A 16,784-nucleotide genomic window follows, 5' to 3' on the forward strand; every position below is an offset into this window, starting at 1 on the left:
TGACCGTGACTTCTTTATATCGAATTAATCGCGAAATGGTCCGACACCTGGGGAGAGCCCGGAACGAAGTCCGAAAAAGTGCGGCGCACCAAAGCCTTGGCAGGACCGCATCGCCATCCTCCGGCACAGGACAGTTTTTTCTTGCCCGCCGGACGGGCGACGCCCGCCTTCCGCAGGCCGATTGCGCCGCAGCGCGCAAAAGGGTACTGAGCGCCGAAATCTCGTCATTGCAAGCGGAGCGGATCATGGCCTCTTACCAGTATGTCTATCACATGGACGGTGTCTCCAAGACCTATCCGGGTGGCAAAAAGTGCTTCGAAAACATCCGTCTCAGTTTCCTGCCGGGGGTGAAGATCGGTGTCGTCGGCGTCAACGGCGCGGGCAAGTCGACGCTGATGCGGATCATGGCGGGAATCGACAAGGACTTCTCCGGCGAAGCCTGGGCCGCCGAGGGCGCACGCGTTGGCTACCTTCCGCAGGAGCCGCAGCTCGATGAATCGCTTTCCGTGCGGGACAACGTGATGCTTGGCGTCGCGGGCAAGAAGGCGCTGCTCGACAAGTACAACGAACTCGCCATGAACTACTCCGACGAGACCGCCGACGAGATGGCGCGGCTTCAGGACGAGATCGACAGCCAGAACCTGTGGGATCTCGACAGCCAGATCGACGTCGCCATGGAAGCCCTGCGCTGCCCGCCCGACGACGCCAATGTGGCAACCCTCTCCGGCGGCGAGAAGCGCCGCGTGGCGCTGTGCAAGCTGCTGCTCGAGGCGCCCGAGATGCTGCTGCTGGACGAACCGACCAACCACCTCGACGCCGAGACGATCGCCTGGCTCCAGAACCACCTGATCGACTACAAGGGCACCATCCTCATCATCACCCACGACCGCTACTTCCTCGACGACATCACCGGCTGGATCCTCGAACTCGACCGCGGCCGGGGCATTCCCTACGAGGGCAACTACTCCTCCTGGCTGGAGCAGAAGGCGAAGCGGCTTGAGCAGGAAGCCCGCGAGGACAAGGCCAAGCAGAAGACGCTGGAGCGCGAACTCGAATGGATGCGGCAGGGTGCGAAGGCGCGTCAGGCCAAGTCCAAGGCCCGTATCCAGGCCTACAACGAGATGGCGAACCAGTCCGAGCGCGAAAAGCTGTCGCGCGCCCAGATCATCATCCCGAACGGCCAGCGCCTTGGCTCCAAGGTCATCGAGGTCGAGAACCTCAAGAAGGCGATGGGCGACAAGCTGTTGATCGAAGGGCTGAATTTCTCACTGCCGCCGGGCGGCATCGTCGGCGTCATCGGCCCGAACGGCGCGGGTAAATCCACGCTGTTCAAGATGCTCACCGGCAAGGAGCAGCCGGACGCGGGCGAGATTTCCTTCGGCGACACCGTGCAGCTCGCCTATGTCGACCAGTCGCGCGACGACCTCAAGGCCAACGACACCGTCTGGGAAGCCATCTCCGGCGGCGCCGAACTCATCAAGCTCGGCGACGCGGAGATGAACTCCCGCGCCTACTGCGGCGCCTTCAACTTCAAGGGCGGCGATCAGCAGAAGAAGGTCGGCCAGCTGTCTGGCGGCGAGCGCAACCGCGTCCACATGGCGCGCCTGCTCAAGGAGGGCGGCAACGTCATCCTGCTCGACGAACCGACGAACGATCTCGACGTCGAAACCCTCCGCGCCCTCGAAGACGCTCTTGTCGACTTCGCCGGCTGCGCCGTGGTGATCTCGCACGACCGCTTCTTCCTCGACCGCATCTGCACCCATATCCTCGCCTTCGAGGGCGACGCGCATGTGGAATGGTTCGAGGGCGGGTTTACAGACTACGAAGAGGACAAGAAGCGGCGTCTCGGGGCAGATGCACTGGAGCCGAAGCGCATGAAGCACAAGAAATTTACACGGTAAGGGCGGTGCATGGGTGGGTTACAAACCCACCCTACCCCTTTGGCGTGACGGACCGGCACTATGTAGGGTGGGTTTCCAACCCACCGGCTCGCCAAACCTTCCTTCGTGCAACTCACCGACAAACTCCGGGTCGGCCAAACCCAGCCGAACCTCTCTATGGAACGATGAAAACGGCCAATCCCCGGCTTTTTCGACCAATCCATGGTGCACGGGATTGCTCCAGCAATACCGCAGATGTGCGGCATAGTCGGCTTCATCCCGGATATGATGCTCCCAGAACCTCCGTTGCCAAATCCCGGCATCCTGCTTGTCGACCTTGCTCCGCGACCGCTGCGTCCGAAGTTGATCGACATGGGTGGGTTTGCAACCCACCGTCTCCCCAAGTTTCAACCGCACGAACTTCGAGAACCGCGCCTTGATTGCACCCCAGCGCTCCGAGTAATTCGCGTCATCGAAAGGCAGCGTCCAGACCGCGTGCATGTGATCCGGCAGCACAACCCACGCGTCTATCCCGAAGGGACGCCTGTCCCGTGTCACTTTCACCGCCTCGCGCAGAACGTCCACGTGATCGACAAGCAATGTTCCGCCCCGCTCCGCAAGGCAAACCGTGAAAAAGACATTGGCCCCTCGGACCTGTGGGCGAACATAGCGCGGCATCCCGCCACGCTACGTCACGACCCTCAACACAAGGTTACCGGCGCCGCACCTCGTACCCCTCCTCCTCCGGCTCGTCGTCAATCAGTTCCATCGGGAACCCGTCCGCCAGAATGCTCAAGCCCGTCGCTTCTTCCAGCCGCTCGATCATCCGGTCCGATTGCGCCCTGACGCCGTACCGCCGCTGCCCATCCGTCATCATCGCGATGATCAGCGGAGAGAGTTCCAGCGGCACGCCGCCGTCATCTGCCAGCTTCTGGAACAGCCCGATGTCCTTTTGCACGAGGTCCATCGTGAAGTTCACGTCCCGCGATCCCGACAGGATCAGCTGGCTTTCCGTCTCATGCACAAACGACGTCCCGGAGCTGATCTTGATGGCCTCGTAGGTCACCCCGAGGTCCAGCCCCTCCGCCTTCATCACGGTCAGCGCCTCGCAGAGCGACAAGAGGTTCACCGTGGCGAGGTAGTTCGTCATGACCTTCAGCTTTGACGCCGACCCGAGCGGCCCGGTGTGCAAGATCCGCCGCCCCAGGTGTTTCAGCAGCGGCATGACATGGTCCACCGCCGCCCGTGGACCACCCGCGAAGATCGAGATATTGCCCGTGTCCGCCCGGTGACAGCCGCCCGACACCGGGCATTCCACCGCCAGACCGCCGGTTTCCGCGATCAAGGCGCCCAGCCGCACCACCTCGTCCGCATCCGTGGTGGACATCTCCATCCACGTCTTGCCCGCCCGCATCCGCGGCAGCATCGCAGCCACCACAGCCGCCGAGGCGGCAGGCGACGGCAGGCAGGTAATGACCACGTCACAGGCGTCCATCATGTCCGCCGGAGACCCGCCATCAACCGCCCCCCGCGCCACGAACCCCGCCACGAGGCCCGCGTCCAGATCATGCACCTGCAGCGCAATCCCGTTGCGCAACAGACTCCCCGCCAGCTTGCCGCCGACATTCCCCAGCCCGATAAACCCGACCTGCATCCCCGTCTCCCTCAGAACCGGATATTGAAACGGGCGCGGATGGCGCGGTCGATGTCAGGCGCTACCATGGTCGGCGCCGCCTGCAGGATCGTCTGCACCCGGTCGTGCGCCACCTTGAGCAGCTCCGGCCGCCCGGCCTCCTCCCAGACCTTCGGCGTCATGCGGTTGCCGATTTCGGGGTACAGGTACTCCGTCTGCATCAGCGACAGCGTCTGGTCCGTGCCGAGGTAATGCCCCGGGCCGCCAGACAGACAGACCGCCTTCATCACATCGAGCGACAGGCTGTCCTCGCTGACGTCGATCCCCCGCACGCAGCGCAGCGCCTGGCCGATCACGTCATTGCCGAGCACCATGCCCTCCGGCGAAAAGCCGAGCAGGGACGCATACATGCCCACCGCCTCGTAGATCATGTTCAGCCCCGACAGGCCGGAGAGTACGTTGATGATGCCTTGCTCCCAGCCCGCCTGCATGTCCGGCACCTTGGCGTCCGACATGCCGCCCGCCGCGCCGCCGGGGATGCCGTAGAAGCGGTGCATCTGGGCGCAGCCCGCCGAAAGAAGCGCCTGCTCCGCCGAGCCGCCGGACATGGCACCCGTGCGCAAGTCCGAGACAAACGGCCAGGTGCCGAAGATCGCCGGATGCCCCGGTGCGATGGCGTTGACATAGACCACGCCCGCGAGGCACTCCGCCACCGCCTGCACGATGGCCGTGGCGATGGGCGTGGGGGCCGTCGCACCGGCCTGCCCCGCCGAGAGCAGCAGCACCGGCATGCCCTTCCGGATCGCCGCCTCCATGGTGATGCAGCTTTCCGTGGCGAACTTCATCGGTGGCACGACAAAGCAACAGGAGAGCGACACGAAAGGCCGCTCCCGCCAAGCCGCCTCCGACCCCGCCACCATGTGCAGAAGCTCGAACACCGGCTCCACGCCGATGGGATCGGAGATTGACGTTCCGACGTGCTTGGTCGTCCCCGCCACCGCCGCATAGGCGGTGTTCAGGTCCATCTCCACGAGGTCCGGCACGTCGCAGCACACCATGGTCCGCTGGAAGAAATGAATGTTGTCAAGGTTGTGCGCCAGACGGGCCGAATCGTACAGGTCCCTTGCCGTCGAGGGCCGGTAGTCGCCAGTGAACGGATCGACGATGTTCACCGCCGCCCCGGCGGTGCCGTAATGCACCCGAGTCCCGGACAGCGTCAGGTGGTGTTTTTCGTCCCGGCCATAAAGCGTGATCTCCTTCGCCGCTTTCGCCATCATGTCCTCAACCAGCGCCCGCGGGAAGCGCAGCCGCCCGTCCTCGCCCTGAATAGCCCCCGCCGCCACCATCGCCTGGACACCGCTCTCCGGCGCCTGCGACAGGCCGACCTGCTCCAGCGCGTCCAGCGCCGCATGGTGGATGCGCAGCACCTCGGCCTCGGTCAGCGGATTGTACTGCCCACCGGACAGACCCGCCCGAACCGGGCGCCGGTCCTCCGCCAGAGGCGCGCTGCGGGTCGCCACCCGGGCGGCCCGGCCACCGGGCCGCCGCTTGCGATCATGGATTTCAATGGGTGCCGTCACGATCTTGACCTTTCCTCAAAATGGGCCGTCTCAGGCCCGCAGCCTTTCGTTTTTCGGATCCCAAAGCGGCCCCTCCGGCATCACCTCCGACGCGCAGCGCCTGCCGAAGATGTCGACCTCGACCCTCGTTCCCGGCACCGCCAGATCGCTGCGCAGCATCCCCAGCGCCAGCGATGCGCCAACCCGGTAGCCCCAGGCCCCCGAGGTGGTCTCCCCCACCACGCTGCCCTCATGCCAAAGCGTTGACATGTAAGGCGCATCCGCCGCGCCCGCCTCGACTTTCAGGGTCACGAACCGCTTCGCCGTGCCCTCCGCCATCTGCCGCGCCAGCACCGCCTTGCCCGGGAAATCCTGCGGCTTGTCCAGCTTGATGAACCGCTCCAGACCAGCCTCGACAAGGCTGTAATCGGTGGAGAGATCGCCCTTCCAGGCGCGATACCCCTTCTCGATCCGCAAGGAATTGAGCGCGAACATGCCAAACGGCATAGCAGCCGCACCCAGTACCGCTTCGTAGATTGCCGGGATATGTTCGTTCAGAGCATGGACTTCCCAGCCCAACTCCCCGGCAAAGGACACCCGCGCCAAGGCACAGGGCTTGCCCGCAACCGTCGCCGCCTGATGCGAAAGCCAGGGCAGGGACAGGTCGGCCTCCGTGCCGATGCGTTCGAACAGCGCCCGCGCCTCCGGCCCGGTGACGATCAGCGTCGAAAGGTCCCGCGAGCGGTCCCGCAGGGTCAGCCCCGCCGGCAGGGTCCGCTTCAGCCATTCGTAGTCGTGCCATTGCGCTGTGGCGGCGGTGATCAGCGTGTAGTCGTCCACGCCGTTGCAGGCCACGGACATTTCCGTGACGATCCGCCCACGGCTGTCCGGGAAATAGGCCAGCGACAGCCGTCCCGGCTTCGGCAGCCCTCCGGCGATCTGACCGAGCAGCCAGTCCCCGGCCCCCGCGCCGGTGAGATGAAACCGAGAGAACCCCGGCAGGTCGAGCACGCCGACGCCGTCCCGCACGGCCTCGCACTCGGCGCGGATACGCGCCTCGAACGGCCCGCTGCGCTCCCAGGTCTGCGTCGCCGCCTCGGAGGTGTCATCCCCCGGCGCGGCAAACCAGTTCGCCCGCTCCCATCCGGCATAAGCGCCCATCTGACCACCCAACGCCTTGACCCGGTCATGCACCGGCGAGACCTTGCGGTCCGGCGCGGCGGGCCACCTGTGCCACGGGAAATGCATGGCATATTCGTTGCCGTAGACCTCCATCCCTTTCTGCACGCAGTAGTCGGGGTCGGTGTAATCTGTGAAGCGGCGCGGATCGCAGGACCACATGTCCCATTCCGTCTGCCCCTCGGTGATCCATTCGGCCAGCACCTTCCCCGCGCCTCCGCCCTGCGCGATGCCGAAGGTAAAGACGCAGGCCTCGAAGGCGTTCGGCACCCCGGGCATCGGCCCGATGAGGGGGTTGCCGTCCGGCGCGTAGGGGATCGGTCCGTTGATGACCTTCGACATCCCCGCCTCTGCCAGCAGCGGCACCCGCGCCATGGCATCCTCGATCTGGAACGACAGCCGGTCGAGATCGTCCGGGTAAAGCTGGAAGCTGAAATCCTCGGGCATCGGATCATCCGGCGAGGCCCAATGCGCCCGGCACGGCCGCTCGTAAGGGCCAAGGTTGAATCCGGTCTTCTCCTGCCGCAGGTAATAGGATGTGTCGACGTCGCGCAGCAGCGGCAACTTGCGCCCCACCTTCTTCGACCAGTCGCGGATCGCGGGGATCTCTTCGAACAGCATGTACTGATGGCTCATCACCATCATCGGCACCGTCCGCCCGCCAAAGGGCCTGAACCACTCGCCCACCCGCTGCGCATAATAGCCCGCCGCGTTCACCACGATCTCGCAGCGGATGTCCCCTTGGGCGGTATGGACAATCCACTCGCCGTTCTCGCGGCTCACCCCGGTCGCGGGACAAAAGCGCAGGATGCGCGCCCCCATGTCCCGGGCCCCCTTCGCCAGCGCCTGCGTCAGCTGCGCCGGGTCGATGTCGCCATCCGCCGGATCGTAGAGGGCACCCTTGAGGTCATGCGTCTCGATGAACGGATAATGCTGCCGGATCTCCTCCGGCGAGAGGATCTCCAGGTTCATGCCCTGGTACAGCCCCATCCCCCGCGCCCGCTCGAACTCCATCATCCGCGCGTCCGAATGCCCGAGCCGCACGGACCCGGTCACATGATAATTCATCGCGTAATCGACCGCCTCGCCGAGGCCACGGTAGAGCTCGGTCGAATAGCGCTGCATGTTCATGATCGACCAGGAGGTCGAGAAGGTCGGCACATTGCCCGCCGCGTGCCAGGTCGAACCCGCCGTCAGCTCGTTCTTCTCCAGGAGCACGCAATCGGTCCAGCCCGCCTTCGCCAGATGATACAGCGACGAGACCCCGACAACCCCGCCCCCGATGATCACCACCCGCGCCTGATCCGGTATACCTGCCACGGCCTTGCTCCTTCTGCCTTCTGGAAAAACTATCGCGCCGTGCGATCGCTTGTTCAATTCGCCTCGCACCTATGTTTTGATCGGAAAATCCGATTAACGGGCATTCCATGAACATCGACCTGATCGATACCTTCCTCGACCTGTGCGAGACACGCAGCTTCAACCGCACCGCCAGCCGGCTCGGCGTGACTCAGTCCACGGTCTCCGGCCGGGTCCGTGCGTTGGAAGCTGCCCTCGGCTGCACCCTGCTGCGCCGCAGCCGCGCCGGGACGGAGCTGACCACGCAGGGGCTGCGCTTCGAGCCGCACGCCCGCACCCTGCGCCGCAACTGGACCGTCGCCCGCGAGGCGGTGCGCGAAAGCGGCAAGGCGGCGACCACCCTGCGCGTCGGAATCCAGCACGACCTCCTTGGGGATCGCGTGGCGTCCTGGGTCAGCGCCCTGCAAAGCGCCCTGCCGGAGGCGGCGCTCTATGTCGAGGCGGATTATTCCAGCCAGATGTGCGCGGACGTCGCCAGCGGCACGCTCGACCTCGCCATTCTGTTCACCCCAAAACCCGGCCCCGACCTGCACTTCGAAAGCCTCGGCGCGGTGGACTACCAGATGGTCTCGACCGAGACGGAGACGCTCGCGGCGGTCAGCCCGGACAGCTACATCCTGCCCAACTACGCCCCTGCCTTCTCCACCTCCCACGCCGAACTGCTGCCGTTCCTCTCGGTCGGCGCGGTGTCCAGCGGCCAGAACGCCGTGATCCGGGGCCTGCTCGTCGCCCTGGGCGGCAGCACCTACGTTCTGCGCCAGACCGCGCTGGACCTCGCCGCCGCCGGTCAGGCCCGCCTCATCCCGGACGCCCCCCGCATCGCGCAGCCGGTCTATGTCTCGATTCACCTGAGAAACCGCCACCGCGCGCCGTTCCGCCGCATCCTGAAGACTTTGCAAGGGCAGATGGCAGGGCGGCCCTGACGGAAGGCAGGACCCTCCGGGACCGTCTTGCCCCCACCCTGACCCTCCCCAAGGGGGAGGGAACCCCCGATCCATGCGCGGCACATCCCCTCCCCTCCGGGGAGGGTCAGGGTGGGGGGAACCCCTACCGCCGTGCGCCCTCCGGCCAGTCCAGCCCTGCCTGCGCCGTCACAAACGCCGCAAGCCGCGCGGCGATCTCCTCCGATGGCGCAGAGCTGCGCCGCGTCTCCAGGCTCACATGCACCATGAAGCTGTCCACCGTCGCCGCCAACGTCCCGTCCTCATCCCGGATCCGGTGAAACAGCCGCAGCTTCTTGCCCTCTCCGAGCAGCACCTGCGTGTCCACCGTCACGCTCTGCCCGGCCCTCAGTTCCGCCAGATACCGCACGGTGTTCTCCATCGTGAAGTAACTCCCCCCCGCCGCGATATACGCCGCATCGCAGCCGATCATCGCCATGAACCGGTCCGTCGCCTGCGAGCCCAGTTCCACGTAATGCGTCTCGTTCATGTGGCCGTTGTAGTCGGTCCACCCCTGTGGAATGACCCGCGACACGGTCACCGGCAGCACCCCCTGCTCCGGCTCCAGCAACCCCGCCTCATGCCCAAGGATCACCCCCCCGGCCCCGCTGCCGCTCTTCTTCAACGCCCGCAGGATGCCGACGAGATTGTCGTCCCGCAGCCGCTCCAGGTCCCGGATCGACCGATGCCCCGACTGCGCGTCCGATTGCCCGGCGATCAGGTCCACCAGGTCGTCGTTGAACTCCGGCACGTCCATCAGCTTGGTCCAGGGCCAGGTCAGGCAGGGCCCGAACTGCGCCATGAAATGCTTCATGCCTGCCTCGCCCCCGGCAATCCGGTAGGTCTCGAACAGGCCCATCTGCGCCCAGCGCAGACCAAAACCCATGCGGATCGCCTCGTCGATCTCCTCCGTCGTGGCGATGCCGTCCTTGACCAGCCACAGCGCCTCGCGCCAGACCGCCTCGAGGAAACGGTCCGCGATATGCGCGTCAATCTCCTTGCGCACATGCAGCGGAAACATCCCGATCCCGCGCAACACCTCCGCCGCCCGTTCGCACTCCGCCGCATCGCCCACCAGTTCGATCAGCGGCAGCAGGTACACCGGGTTGAACGGATGCGCGACGATGGCCCGCGCCCCCTGCGCCGTCAGCTCCGAGGGTTTGAACCCGGAGGTGGACGAGCCGATCACGGCGCTGTCCGGGGCCAGCCGGGTGATCTCTCCCAGAACCTTATGCTTGAGGTCGAGCCGTTCCGGCACGCTCTCCTGCACCCAATCCGCGTCCGCCACCGCTGCGCCAAGGTCGGTCGTGACCGTCAAAGTCCCCTCCGGCGGCAACGCCTTGTCATAGAGCGCCGGCAAGGCCCGCCGCGCGTTGGCCAGCACCTCTCCGATCTTGCGCTCCGCCTCCGGGTCCGGGTCGTAAAGCACCACGTCCCAACCGTTCAGCAGGAACCGCGCCGCCCAGCCGCCGCCAATCACCCCGCCGCCAACAATCGCTGCCTTCATGTCATCCGCTCCGTATGTCCATCAATCGCCAGCGCCTGCCCGGAAATCCGGGCCCCCTGCGCCGAGGTGAGAAAAAGCACGGTGTCGGCCAGATCGTCCGCCGTCACCCAGGTCCGAAGGCTCGTGCCTTCGGCGTAAAGGCTCCGCATCGCCGCCACCGGCACGCCTTTTGCGGCGGCCTCCAGCGCCAGCACCCGCTCCATGCGCTCGCCTTCCACCGCGCCGGGGCAGATCGCGTTGACCCGCACGCCTTTCGGCCCGAGTTCCATGGCCAGGGTCTTCATCAGCCCCAGAATGCCCCATTTCGCCGTCACATAAGGCGCGCGGGTCGGCACGCCCCATTGCCCGGAGGTCGAGGAGGTCAGCACGATCGCGCCGCTGCCCTGCGCCGCCATCAACCGCGCCGCCCAGCGGCACGCAAGGAACGCCCCGTCGAGATTGGTGGCGAGGCAGGTCTTCCACGCGGCGAAATCCATCTCCGCCAGCGGCGCCACCGGCCCGCCGGTGCCCGCATTGGCGCACAGGATGTCGACGCCGCCGAGCTGCGCCTCGGCCGCAGCCAGAAACGCGCCCATCGCGGCCTCGTCCGTCACATCCGCCGCCAGACCCAACGCGCCCTCCGGCACATCGCCCGGGTCCAGATCGCAATAGGTCACCCGCGCCCCCTCGGCGAGGAACCGGCGCACCAGACAAGCCCCGATCCCCGCACCCCCGGCGGTGATCACCACGCGCTTGCCCTGATGAGTCACTTCGGCGCCCGCTTGACCAGACCCAGCCGCTCCCGCACCGCCTCCGGCCCGATCACCCGCGCCCCCATATTCTCGACAATCGTCACCGCCCGCTCGACCAGCTGCGCGTTCGTCGCCAGCACGCCCTTGTCCAGCCAGAGGTTGTCCTCCAGACCGACCCGCACATTGCCCCCGGCCAGCACCGCCGCCGCCACATAAGGCATCTGGTCCCGCCCCAGCGAAAACGCCGACCACGTCCAGTCCTCCGGCACGTTGTTCACCATCGCCATCAGCGTGTTGAGGTCGTTCGGCGCGCCCCAGGGCACCCCCATGCACAGCTGCACCAGCGCCTTCGGGGCGAGCACGCCCTCCTTCACCAACTCCTTGGCGAACCACAGATGGCCGGTGTCGAAGGCCTCGATCTCCGGCTTCACCCCCAGCGCCGTCATCATCCCGCCCATCGCCCGCAGCATCCCGGGCGTGTTGGTCATGACATAATCGGCCTCGGCGAAGTTCATCGTCCCGCAATCGAGCGTGCAGATCTCCGGCAGGCACTCCACGATATGCGCCATGCGCTCCGTCGCGCCGACCATGTCCGTGCCGCGAACCTGCACCGGCAGGGGCTGTTCCACCGGCCCGAACACCATGTCTCCGCCCATCCCGGCGGTCAGGTTCAGCACCACGTCCACCTCCGCATCGCGAATGCGCTCCGTCACCTCTCGGTAGAGCGCCACATCGCGCCGGGGTGCGCCGGTCTCGGGATCGCGCACATGACAATGCACCACCGCCGCCCCGGCCTTCGCGGCGTCAATGGCGCTGTTGGCGATCTGCTCGGGCGAGCGCGGCACATGCGGGCTGCGGTCCTGCGTGCCGCCCGATCCGGTCACGGCACAGGTGATGAAAACCTCGCGGTTCATGGTCAATGGCATGGTATTCCCTCTCTAACGCAGTGTCCGGGCGCAAAACCGGTTCCCACTTTTGCTGACACCGCTATTGTCCTTTCCAAACGGGATCGCGTTTCTCGGCGAAGGCGCGGGCGCCTTCCTTCTGGTCCTCGGATCTGTACAGCGTCTCGACCGTGGCGAACTGGCTGCGGGTGATGCGGTTCAACGCGTCCTGAAACTTCATGTCCTCCGCCTCCCGCACGATCTCCTTGATCGCCGCGAAAACCAGCGGCGGGCCCGAGGCCAGCTCATCCGCCAAAGCCCGCGCCGCCGCCATCAAGCCCTCCCCCGGCAGCACCCGGTTCACCAATCCCCACCGCGCCGCCTCCTCCGCGTCGAGCCAGCGCCCGGTCAGCAGCATCTCCATGGCGATGTGATAGGGTATCCGCTTCGGCAGCTTGATCGACGCCGCATCCGCCACGGTCCCCGACCGGATCTCCGGCAGAGCAAAGGTCGCATGATCCGCCGCAAGGATAATGTCCGCCGACAAGGCCAGCTCCAGCCCGCCGCCGCAGCAAATCCCATTGACCGCCGCGATCACCGGCTTGTTCAGCCCGCGCAGCTCCTGCAACCCGCCAAAGCCGCCGACGCCATAATCGCCGTCCACCGCGTCCCCGTCCGCGGCCGCCTTCAGGTCCCAGCCGGGGCAGAAGAACTTCTTCCCCGCACCCGTCACGATGGCCACGCGCAAATCCGGATCGTCGCGGAAGTCCGTGAAAACCTCCCCCATGATCCGGCTTGTCTTGAGATCAATGGCATTCGCCTTTGGTCGGTCCAGCGTCACCTCCAGCACAGGACCGCGCCGCTCCACCCTGATCGGACCTTCGCTCATGTCTTTCCCTCCATCCGGATCAACGCATCCGCCGCAATCGCCCGTGTCTGCGTGCAGATCAGCGGGTTGATCTCCACCTCCAACGGCCGCTCCGCTTCAACGAACGCCTGCACCGCCATGATGGCGTCAAGCAACCGGTCCCTGTCCACCCCCGGCTTGCCGCGATAGCCGCGCAACACGGGACCGATCCGCAACCCATCCAGCGCCGCCGACACCGCCTCCCGCGACGCGGGCACCAGCAGCGAGACGGTATCGCCCAGCAGTTCCGCCAGCGTGCCGCCCGCGCCCAGTGTCAGCACATAGCCGTGCGGATCGGCCACCACGCCGACCAGCAGTTCCGCCACCGCGCCGGTGATCATCTCCTCCACGAGGAAACTCTCGCTCCCCATGGTCTCCGCCGCTGCGCTCACGGCCTCTTCCGACATCAGTCCGAGCACAACCGCCCCGGCCTCCGTCTTGTGCGCGACGCCCTCGCCTTTCAGCACCACCGGGAAGCCCAGCCGCGCCGAAGCCGCGCTCGCCGCCTCGGACCCCGACACCCGCTCCGACAAAGGCACATCCACGCCGAACCCGGCCAGAATCCCCTTCGCCAACGCCTCGCTGAGCGGCCAGCCGGACGCGCCCGGCACCGGCAGGCACACAGGCTCCGCCGCTCCGGCAATTCCCCCGATGAAGGCCGCGACCTCCATGGCCGCAATCGCCTCCGCCATGCCCAAGAACGGCACCAATTCCATGCCGACCAGCCGCATCGCCATCTCTTCCGAAATCGCCTCCGGAATGGACCCGACGAGCGCCATCGGCTTGCCCGTCTGCTCCCGCACCGCTGCGACCGCCGCGATCACCGGCTCCCAGTCCGCCGCGCTGCAGCGATCCCCACGCGGGAAGTCCAGCACGACGCAACCCATGGCAAGGTCCCCGGCCATCATCGCCCCGAAGGCCGCCGTCAAAGCCGCCTCATCGCCCCAGATATAGGTATGATAATCCAAAGGGTTGGCCAGAGCGACCTTGGGCCCCAAAGCAGCCCGCAATCCGTCCCGCTGCCCGGCATCCATATCCGGAAACGCCACCCCCCGGCCCACCGCCAGATCGGCCATCAGCCCGGCCTCGCCGCCGGAACAGGACATCGAGGCGATCCGCCCGGAGCGCAACGGCCCCGCCACATGCAGGAGCTTCAGCGCCTCCAGCATCTCCGCAAGCCCGCTGACCTGCCCGATCCCCAACCGCGTGAACAACGCATCCGACCCCGCCGCTCCCCCCGCCAGGGACGCCGTATGCGAGACCGCCGCGACCCGCGCCTGCTCGGACCGGCCCACCTTCAGCACCACTACCGGCTTGCCCAAGGCCCGCGCCTCCGCCGCGAAGGCCTCCAGACGGCGCAGATCGCCCACGCCCTCCACATGCAACCCAATCGCCGTCACCCGCGCATCACGGACCAGCGCCCGCGCCACATCCCACAGCCCCTGCTGCGCCTGATTGCCCACCGTCACGGCATAGGCCAGCGGCAGCCCGCGCCGCTGCATGGTCAGGTTCAGCGCGATGTTGGACGATTGCGTGACAATCGCCACGCCCCGCTCCACCCGCACCCCGCCATGCTGATCCGGCCACAACGCCGCCCCGTCGAGATAATTCAGAAAGCCATAGCAATTCGGCCCGAGGATCGGCATGTCTCCCGCCGCCGCGAGCAGCGCCTCCTGCTTGTCCGCCCCGTCGGCCAGCTCGCTCTGCGCCTCGCGGAACCCGGAGGCAAAGCAGACCGCGCCCCCGGCGCCGCGCCTTGCCAGCCGCGCAACAACGTCCAGCGTGGCGTCGCGATTGACCCCGACAAAGGCCGCATCGGGCGCGTCCGGCAGGGCGTCCACATCGGTGTAAACACGCTCCCCCGCGATCTCGGAACGCGTCGGATGCACCGGCCAGACCGGCCCGGCAAAGCCGATCCGGCGGCATTGCTCCACCACATTCGCGCACCACGCGCCGCCGCCGATCACCGCAATTGACCGGGGCCTGAGCAAACGCTCCATCACGCCCCCAGCGGACGCAGGAGGTCCCGGCTGATGATGTGCCGCTGAATCTCCGAGGTGCCGTCCCAGATCCGCTCAACCCGCGCATCCCGCCAGAAACGCTCGATGGGGAAGTCGTCCATCAGCCCCATGCCGCCGAAAATCTGCAAGGTGGTATCCGTCACCCGCGCCAGCATCTCCGAGGCATAGAGCTTGGCGGAGGCGATCTCCCGGTTCGACGGCAACCCCTGATCCAGCCGCCAGGCCGCCGCCAGCGTCAGCCAGTCGGCGGCGTCGATCTCCGTGATCATGTCGGCGATCTGGAAACCGACCCCCTGGAACTTGCCAATCGCCTGCCCGAACTGCTTCCGTTCAGCCGCATAGGCCAAGGCCATGTCGAAACACCGCCGCGCCCGCCCCACGCAGAACGCCGCCACCGTCAGCCGCGTCGCATAGAGCCATTCGTTCATCACCGCAAAGCCACCATCGACCTCACCCAGAACCTGCGCATCGGACAGGCGACATTCATCGAACGACAGGATGCAATTCTTGTACCCCTTGTGGCTGACCGAGCGATACCCGTCCCGCACCTCGAACCCCGGCGTGCCGCGATCCACGAGGAAGGTGGTGATCCGCTTCTTCGGCCCCTTCGGCGTGTCATCCTCCCCCGTCGCCACAAAGACGATGAAGAAGTCTGCGTGCTCCGCCCCGGAGATGAAATGCTTGGAGCCATTGACCACCCAATCGCCCCCCTCGCGCCGCGCCGAACACTTCATGCCGCGCACGTCCGAGCCCGCATCCGGCTCCGTCATTGCCAGCGCGTCCATCCGCTCGCCCCGCACCGCCGGCAGCAGATACCGCTCCCGCTGCTCCGCGTTGCAGGCCATCAGGATGTTCTGCGGCCGGCCAAAGAAATGCGTCAGCGCCATGGACCCGCGCCCCAGTTCCCGCTCCACCAGCGTGAAATCGAGATGGCTCAGCCCCGCGCCGCCGACCTCCTCCGGAAAATTGCAGGCATAGAAGCCGAGGTCGATGCACTTGCGCTTGATCGCCTCGCCCAGCTCCCGGGGCACCTGCCCGGCCCGCTCCACCGCCGCCTCATGCGGGTAGATCTCCGTCTCCACGAAGTCCCGCACCGTGGAGACGATCATCTCCTGTTCGCTGGTCAGTCCGAACTGCATCCCATCCCTCCGCGGCCTTTTCCCGAAGTGGTAGCCCTCTTGACCGGCCCCATGATGCAGAAATAGACAAATATCATGCAGAACTGGAAAACCGCCGCGCCCGGGACGCAGGATGTCACCATCCTGCTTTTCCCGCGCTTCTCCAACCATTGCCTCGCCAATGCGGTTGAGCCACTCCGCGCCGCCAACGAGATCCTCCGCCGCGAAGCGTACCGCTGGCGCTTCGTCACTCTCGACGGCGGCGAGGTCATGTCCTCCTCCGGCCTGCCCGTCCTCCCCCACGGCCGCCTGCGCGACGCCCCCTCCGGCGCCTTCCTCTTCGTCCTGTCGAGCTATGACGCACCACGCCACGCCACCGCCGCGACAGCCCGCGCCCTCACCGCCGCAGCCCGCCGCTTTGCCGTGATGGTCGGCTTCGACACCGGGGCCTGGCTCATGGCCCATGCCGGGCTTCTCGACGGGCGGGCCGCGACGATTCACTGGGACGAGCTGACCGCCTTTTCCGAGGCCTTCCCGCATCTCGACACCCGCGCCGAGCGCTACGTCATCGACGGCAACCGCATGACCTGCGGCGGCGCCATGACCGCCTTCGACTTCGCGCTCGAACTGATCCGCCAGTCGCACGGCGCCGCGCTCAAACTCGAAGTCTCCGCCTTCTTCCTCCACCAGACCCGTGAAGCCCCGCAGGCCCGGCTCACCCGTGAGGCGACCTCCCCGCTGGTCGAGCGCTGTCTCGCGCTGATGTCCGCCAATCTCGAAGCGCCGCTGCCCATCGAAACCCTCGCGGCCCGCTGCCAGACCTCGCAACGCACCCTCGCCCGCGCCTTCCGAGCCGAACTCGGGGCGCCGCCTGCCACGGTCTACAAGCGCCTGCGCCTCGCCGCCGCCCGCCGCCATGCCCAGCAATCAACCTGGACGATTGCGGAGATTGCCCTGCGCTGCGGCTACGCCAATGCCGCCGCCATGACCCGCGCCTTCACCGCCGAATACGACGCCCCGCCCAGCGCGTTCCGGGCAAAGCGGTAGGGTGGGTTTCCAACCCAC

The 16,784-nt window shown here is 66.7% G+C and carries 13 protein-coding genes; 3 read left to right on the forward strand and 10 right to left on the reverse strand.

The window, feature by feature from the left end; genetic code table 11:
• Window positions 1-245 precede the first annotated feature (245 nt).
• Window positions 246-1,901 carry an energy-dependent translational throttle protein EttA gene (ettA, locus tag ACP159_RS14235; protein WP_425100398.1) on the forward strand — a complete coding sequence of 552 codons (1,656 nt, stop codon included), beginning with the start codon at window positions 246-248 and terminating at the stop codon, window positions 1,899-1,901.
• Window positions 1,902-1,919: 18 nt separating this feature from the next.
• Here ettA and ACP159_RS14240 read toward each other — a convergent pair whose 3' ends face one another.
• The 4 genes from ACP159_RS14240 to ACP159_RS14255 are packed head-to-tail and all read right to left on the reverse strand — an operon-like array spanning window position 1,920 to window position 7,571.
• Complete coding sequence (locus ACP159_RS14240; RefSeq protein ID WP_425100399.1) at window positions 1,920-2,558, reverse strand: REP-associated tyrosine transposase; 639 nt, start codon at window positions 2,556-2,558, stop codon at window positions 1,920-1,922.
• A 34-nt stretch (window positions 2,559-2,592) separates the two neighbouring features.
• Window positions 2,593-3,534: an NAD(P)-dependent oxidoreductase gene (locus tag ACP159_RS14245; protein WP_425100400.1), complete on the reverse strand. Its 942-nt coding sequence runs from the start codon at window positions 3,532-3,534 to the stop codon at window positions 2,593-2,595.
• An 11-nt stretch (window positions 3,535-3,545) separates the two neighbouring features.
• Window positions 3,546-5,093 (reverse strand): trimethylamine methyltransferase family protein, encoded by a 1,548-nt coding sequence (locus ACP159_RS14250; RefSeq protein ID WP_425100401.1) that lies wholly within the window; start codon window positions 5,091-5,093, stop codon window positions 3,546-3,548.
• 30 nt (window positions 5,094-5,123) lie between these two features.
• Window positions 5,124-7,571, reverse strand: a complete 2,448-nt coding sequence (locus ACP159_RS14255; protein WP_425100402.1) for a GcvT family protein — start codon at window positions 7,569-7,571, stop codon at window positions 5,124-5,126.
• A gap of 107 nt (window positions 7,572-7,678) precedes the next feature.
• On the opposite strand from ACP159_RS14255, the gene ACP159_RS14260 reads away from it, so the two are divergent.
• Window positions 7,679-8,533, forward strand: a complete 855-nt coding sequence (locus ACP159_RS14260) for a LysR family transcriptional regulator (RefSeq protein ID WP_425100403.1) — start codon at window positions 7,679-7,681, stop codon at window positions 8,531-8,533.
• A gap of 124 nt (window positions 8,534-8,657) precedes the next feature.
• Here ACP159_RS14260 and ACP159_RS14265 read toward each other — a convergent pair whose 3' ends face one another.
• The 6 genes from ACP159_RS14265 to ACP159_RS14290 form a co-directional block, all read right to left on the reverse strand.
• Window positions 8,658-10,058, reverse strand: coding sequence for a carnitine 3-dehydrogenase (locus tag ACP159_RS14265; protein WP_425100404.1), 1,401 nt, complete (start codon window positions 10,056-10,058; stop codon window positions 8,658-8,660).
• The gene (locus ACP159_RS14270) at window positions 10,055-10,807 is read right to left on the reverse strand and encodes an SDR family oxidoreductase (protein WP_425100405.1); all 753 of its coding nucleotides are present in this window, start codon (window positions 10,805-10,807) and stop codon (window positions 10,055-10,057) included. The genes ACP159_RS14265 and ACP159_RS14270 overlap by 4 nt, the downstream gene beginning before the upstream one ends.
• A complete protein-coding gene (locus ACP159_RS14275; protein ID WP_425100406.1) occupies window positions 10,804-11,715 on the reverse strand; it encodes a 3-keto-5-aminohexanoate cleavage protein in 912 nt (303 codons plus the stop codon). Before ACP159_RS14275 ends, ACP159_RS14270 begins: the two co-directional genes overlap by 4 nt.
• A 61-nt stretch (window positions 11,716-11,776) precedes the next feature.
• Complete coding sequence (locus tag ACP159_RS14280; RefSeq protein WP_425100407.1) at window positions 11,777-12,562, reverse strand: carnitinyl-CoA dehydratase; 786 nt, start codon at window positions 12,560-12,562, stop codon at window positions 11,777-11,779.
• Window positions 12,559-14,580 (reverse strand): acetate--CoA ligase family protein, encoded by a 2,022-nt coding sequence (locus ACP159_RS14285; RefSeq protein ID WP_425100408.1) that lies wholly within the window; start codon window positions 14,578-14,580, stop codon window positions 12,559-12,561. Before ACP159_RS14285 ends, ACP159_RS14280 begins: the two co-directional genes overlap by 4 nt.
• Window positions 14,580-15,740, reverse strand: coding sequence for an acyl-CoA dehydrogenase family protein (locus ACP159_RS14290; protein WP_425100409.1), 1,161 nt, complete (start codon window positions 15,738-15,740; stop codon window positions 14,580-14,582). Before ACP159_RS14290 ends, ACP159_RS14285 begins: the two co-directional genes overlap by 1 nt.
• A 75-nt stretch (window positions 15,741-15,815) precedes the next feature.
• On the opposite strand from ACP159_RS14290, the gene ACP159_RS14295 reads away from it, so the two are divergent.
• Window positions 15,816-16,766, forward strand: coding sequence for a GlxA family transcriptional regulator (locus tag ACP159_RS14295; RefSeq protein ID WP_425100410.1), 951 nt, complete (start codon window positions 15,816-15,818; stop codon window positions 16,764-16,766).
• Window positions 16,767-16,784: the final 18 nt, after the last annotated feature.

The organism is Tropicibacter sp. S64 (genome assembly GCF_049803835.1).
Lineage (GTDB): Bacteria > Pseudomonadota > Alphaproteobacteria > Rhodobacterales > Rhodobacteraceae > Pacificoceanicola.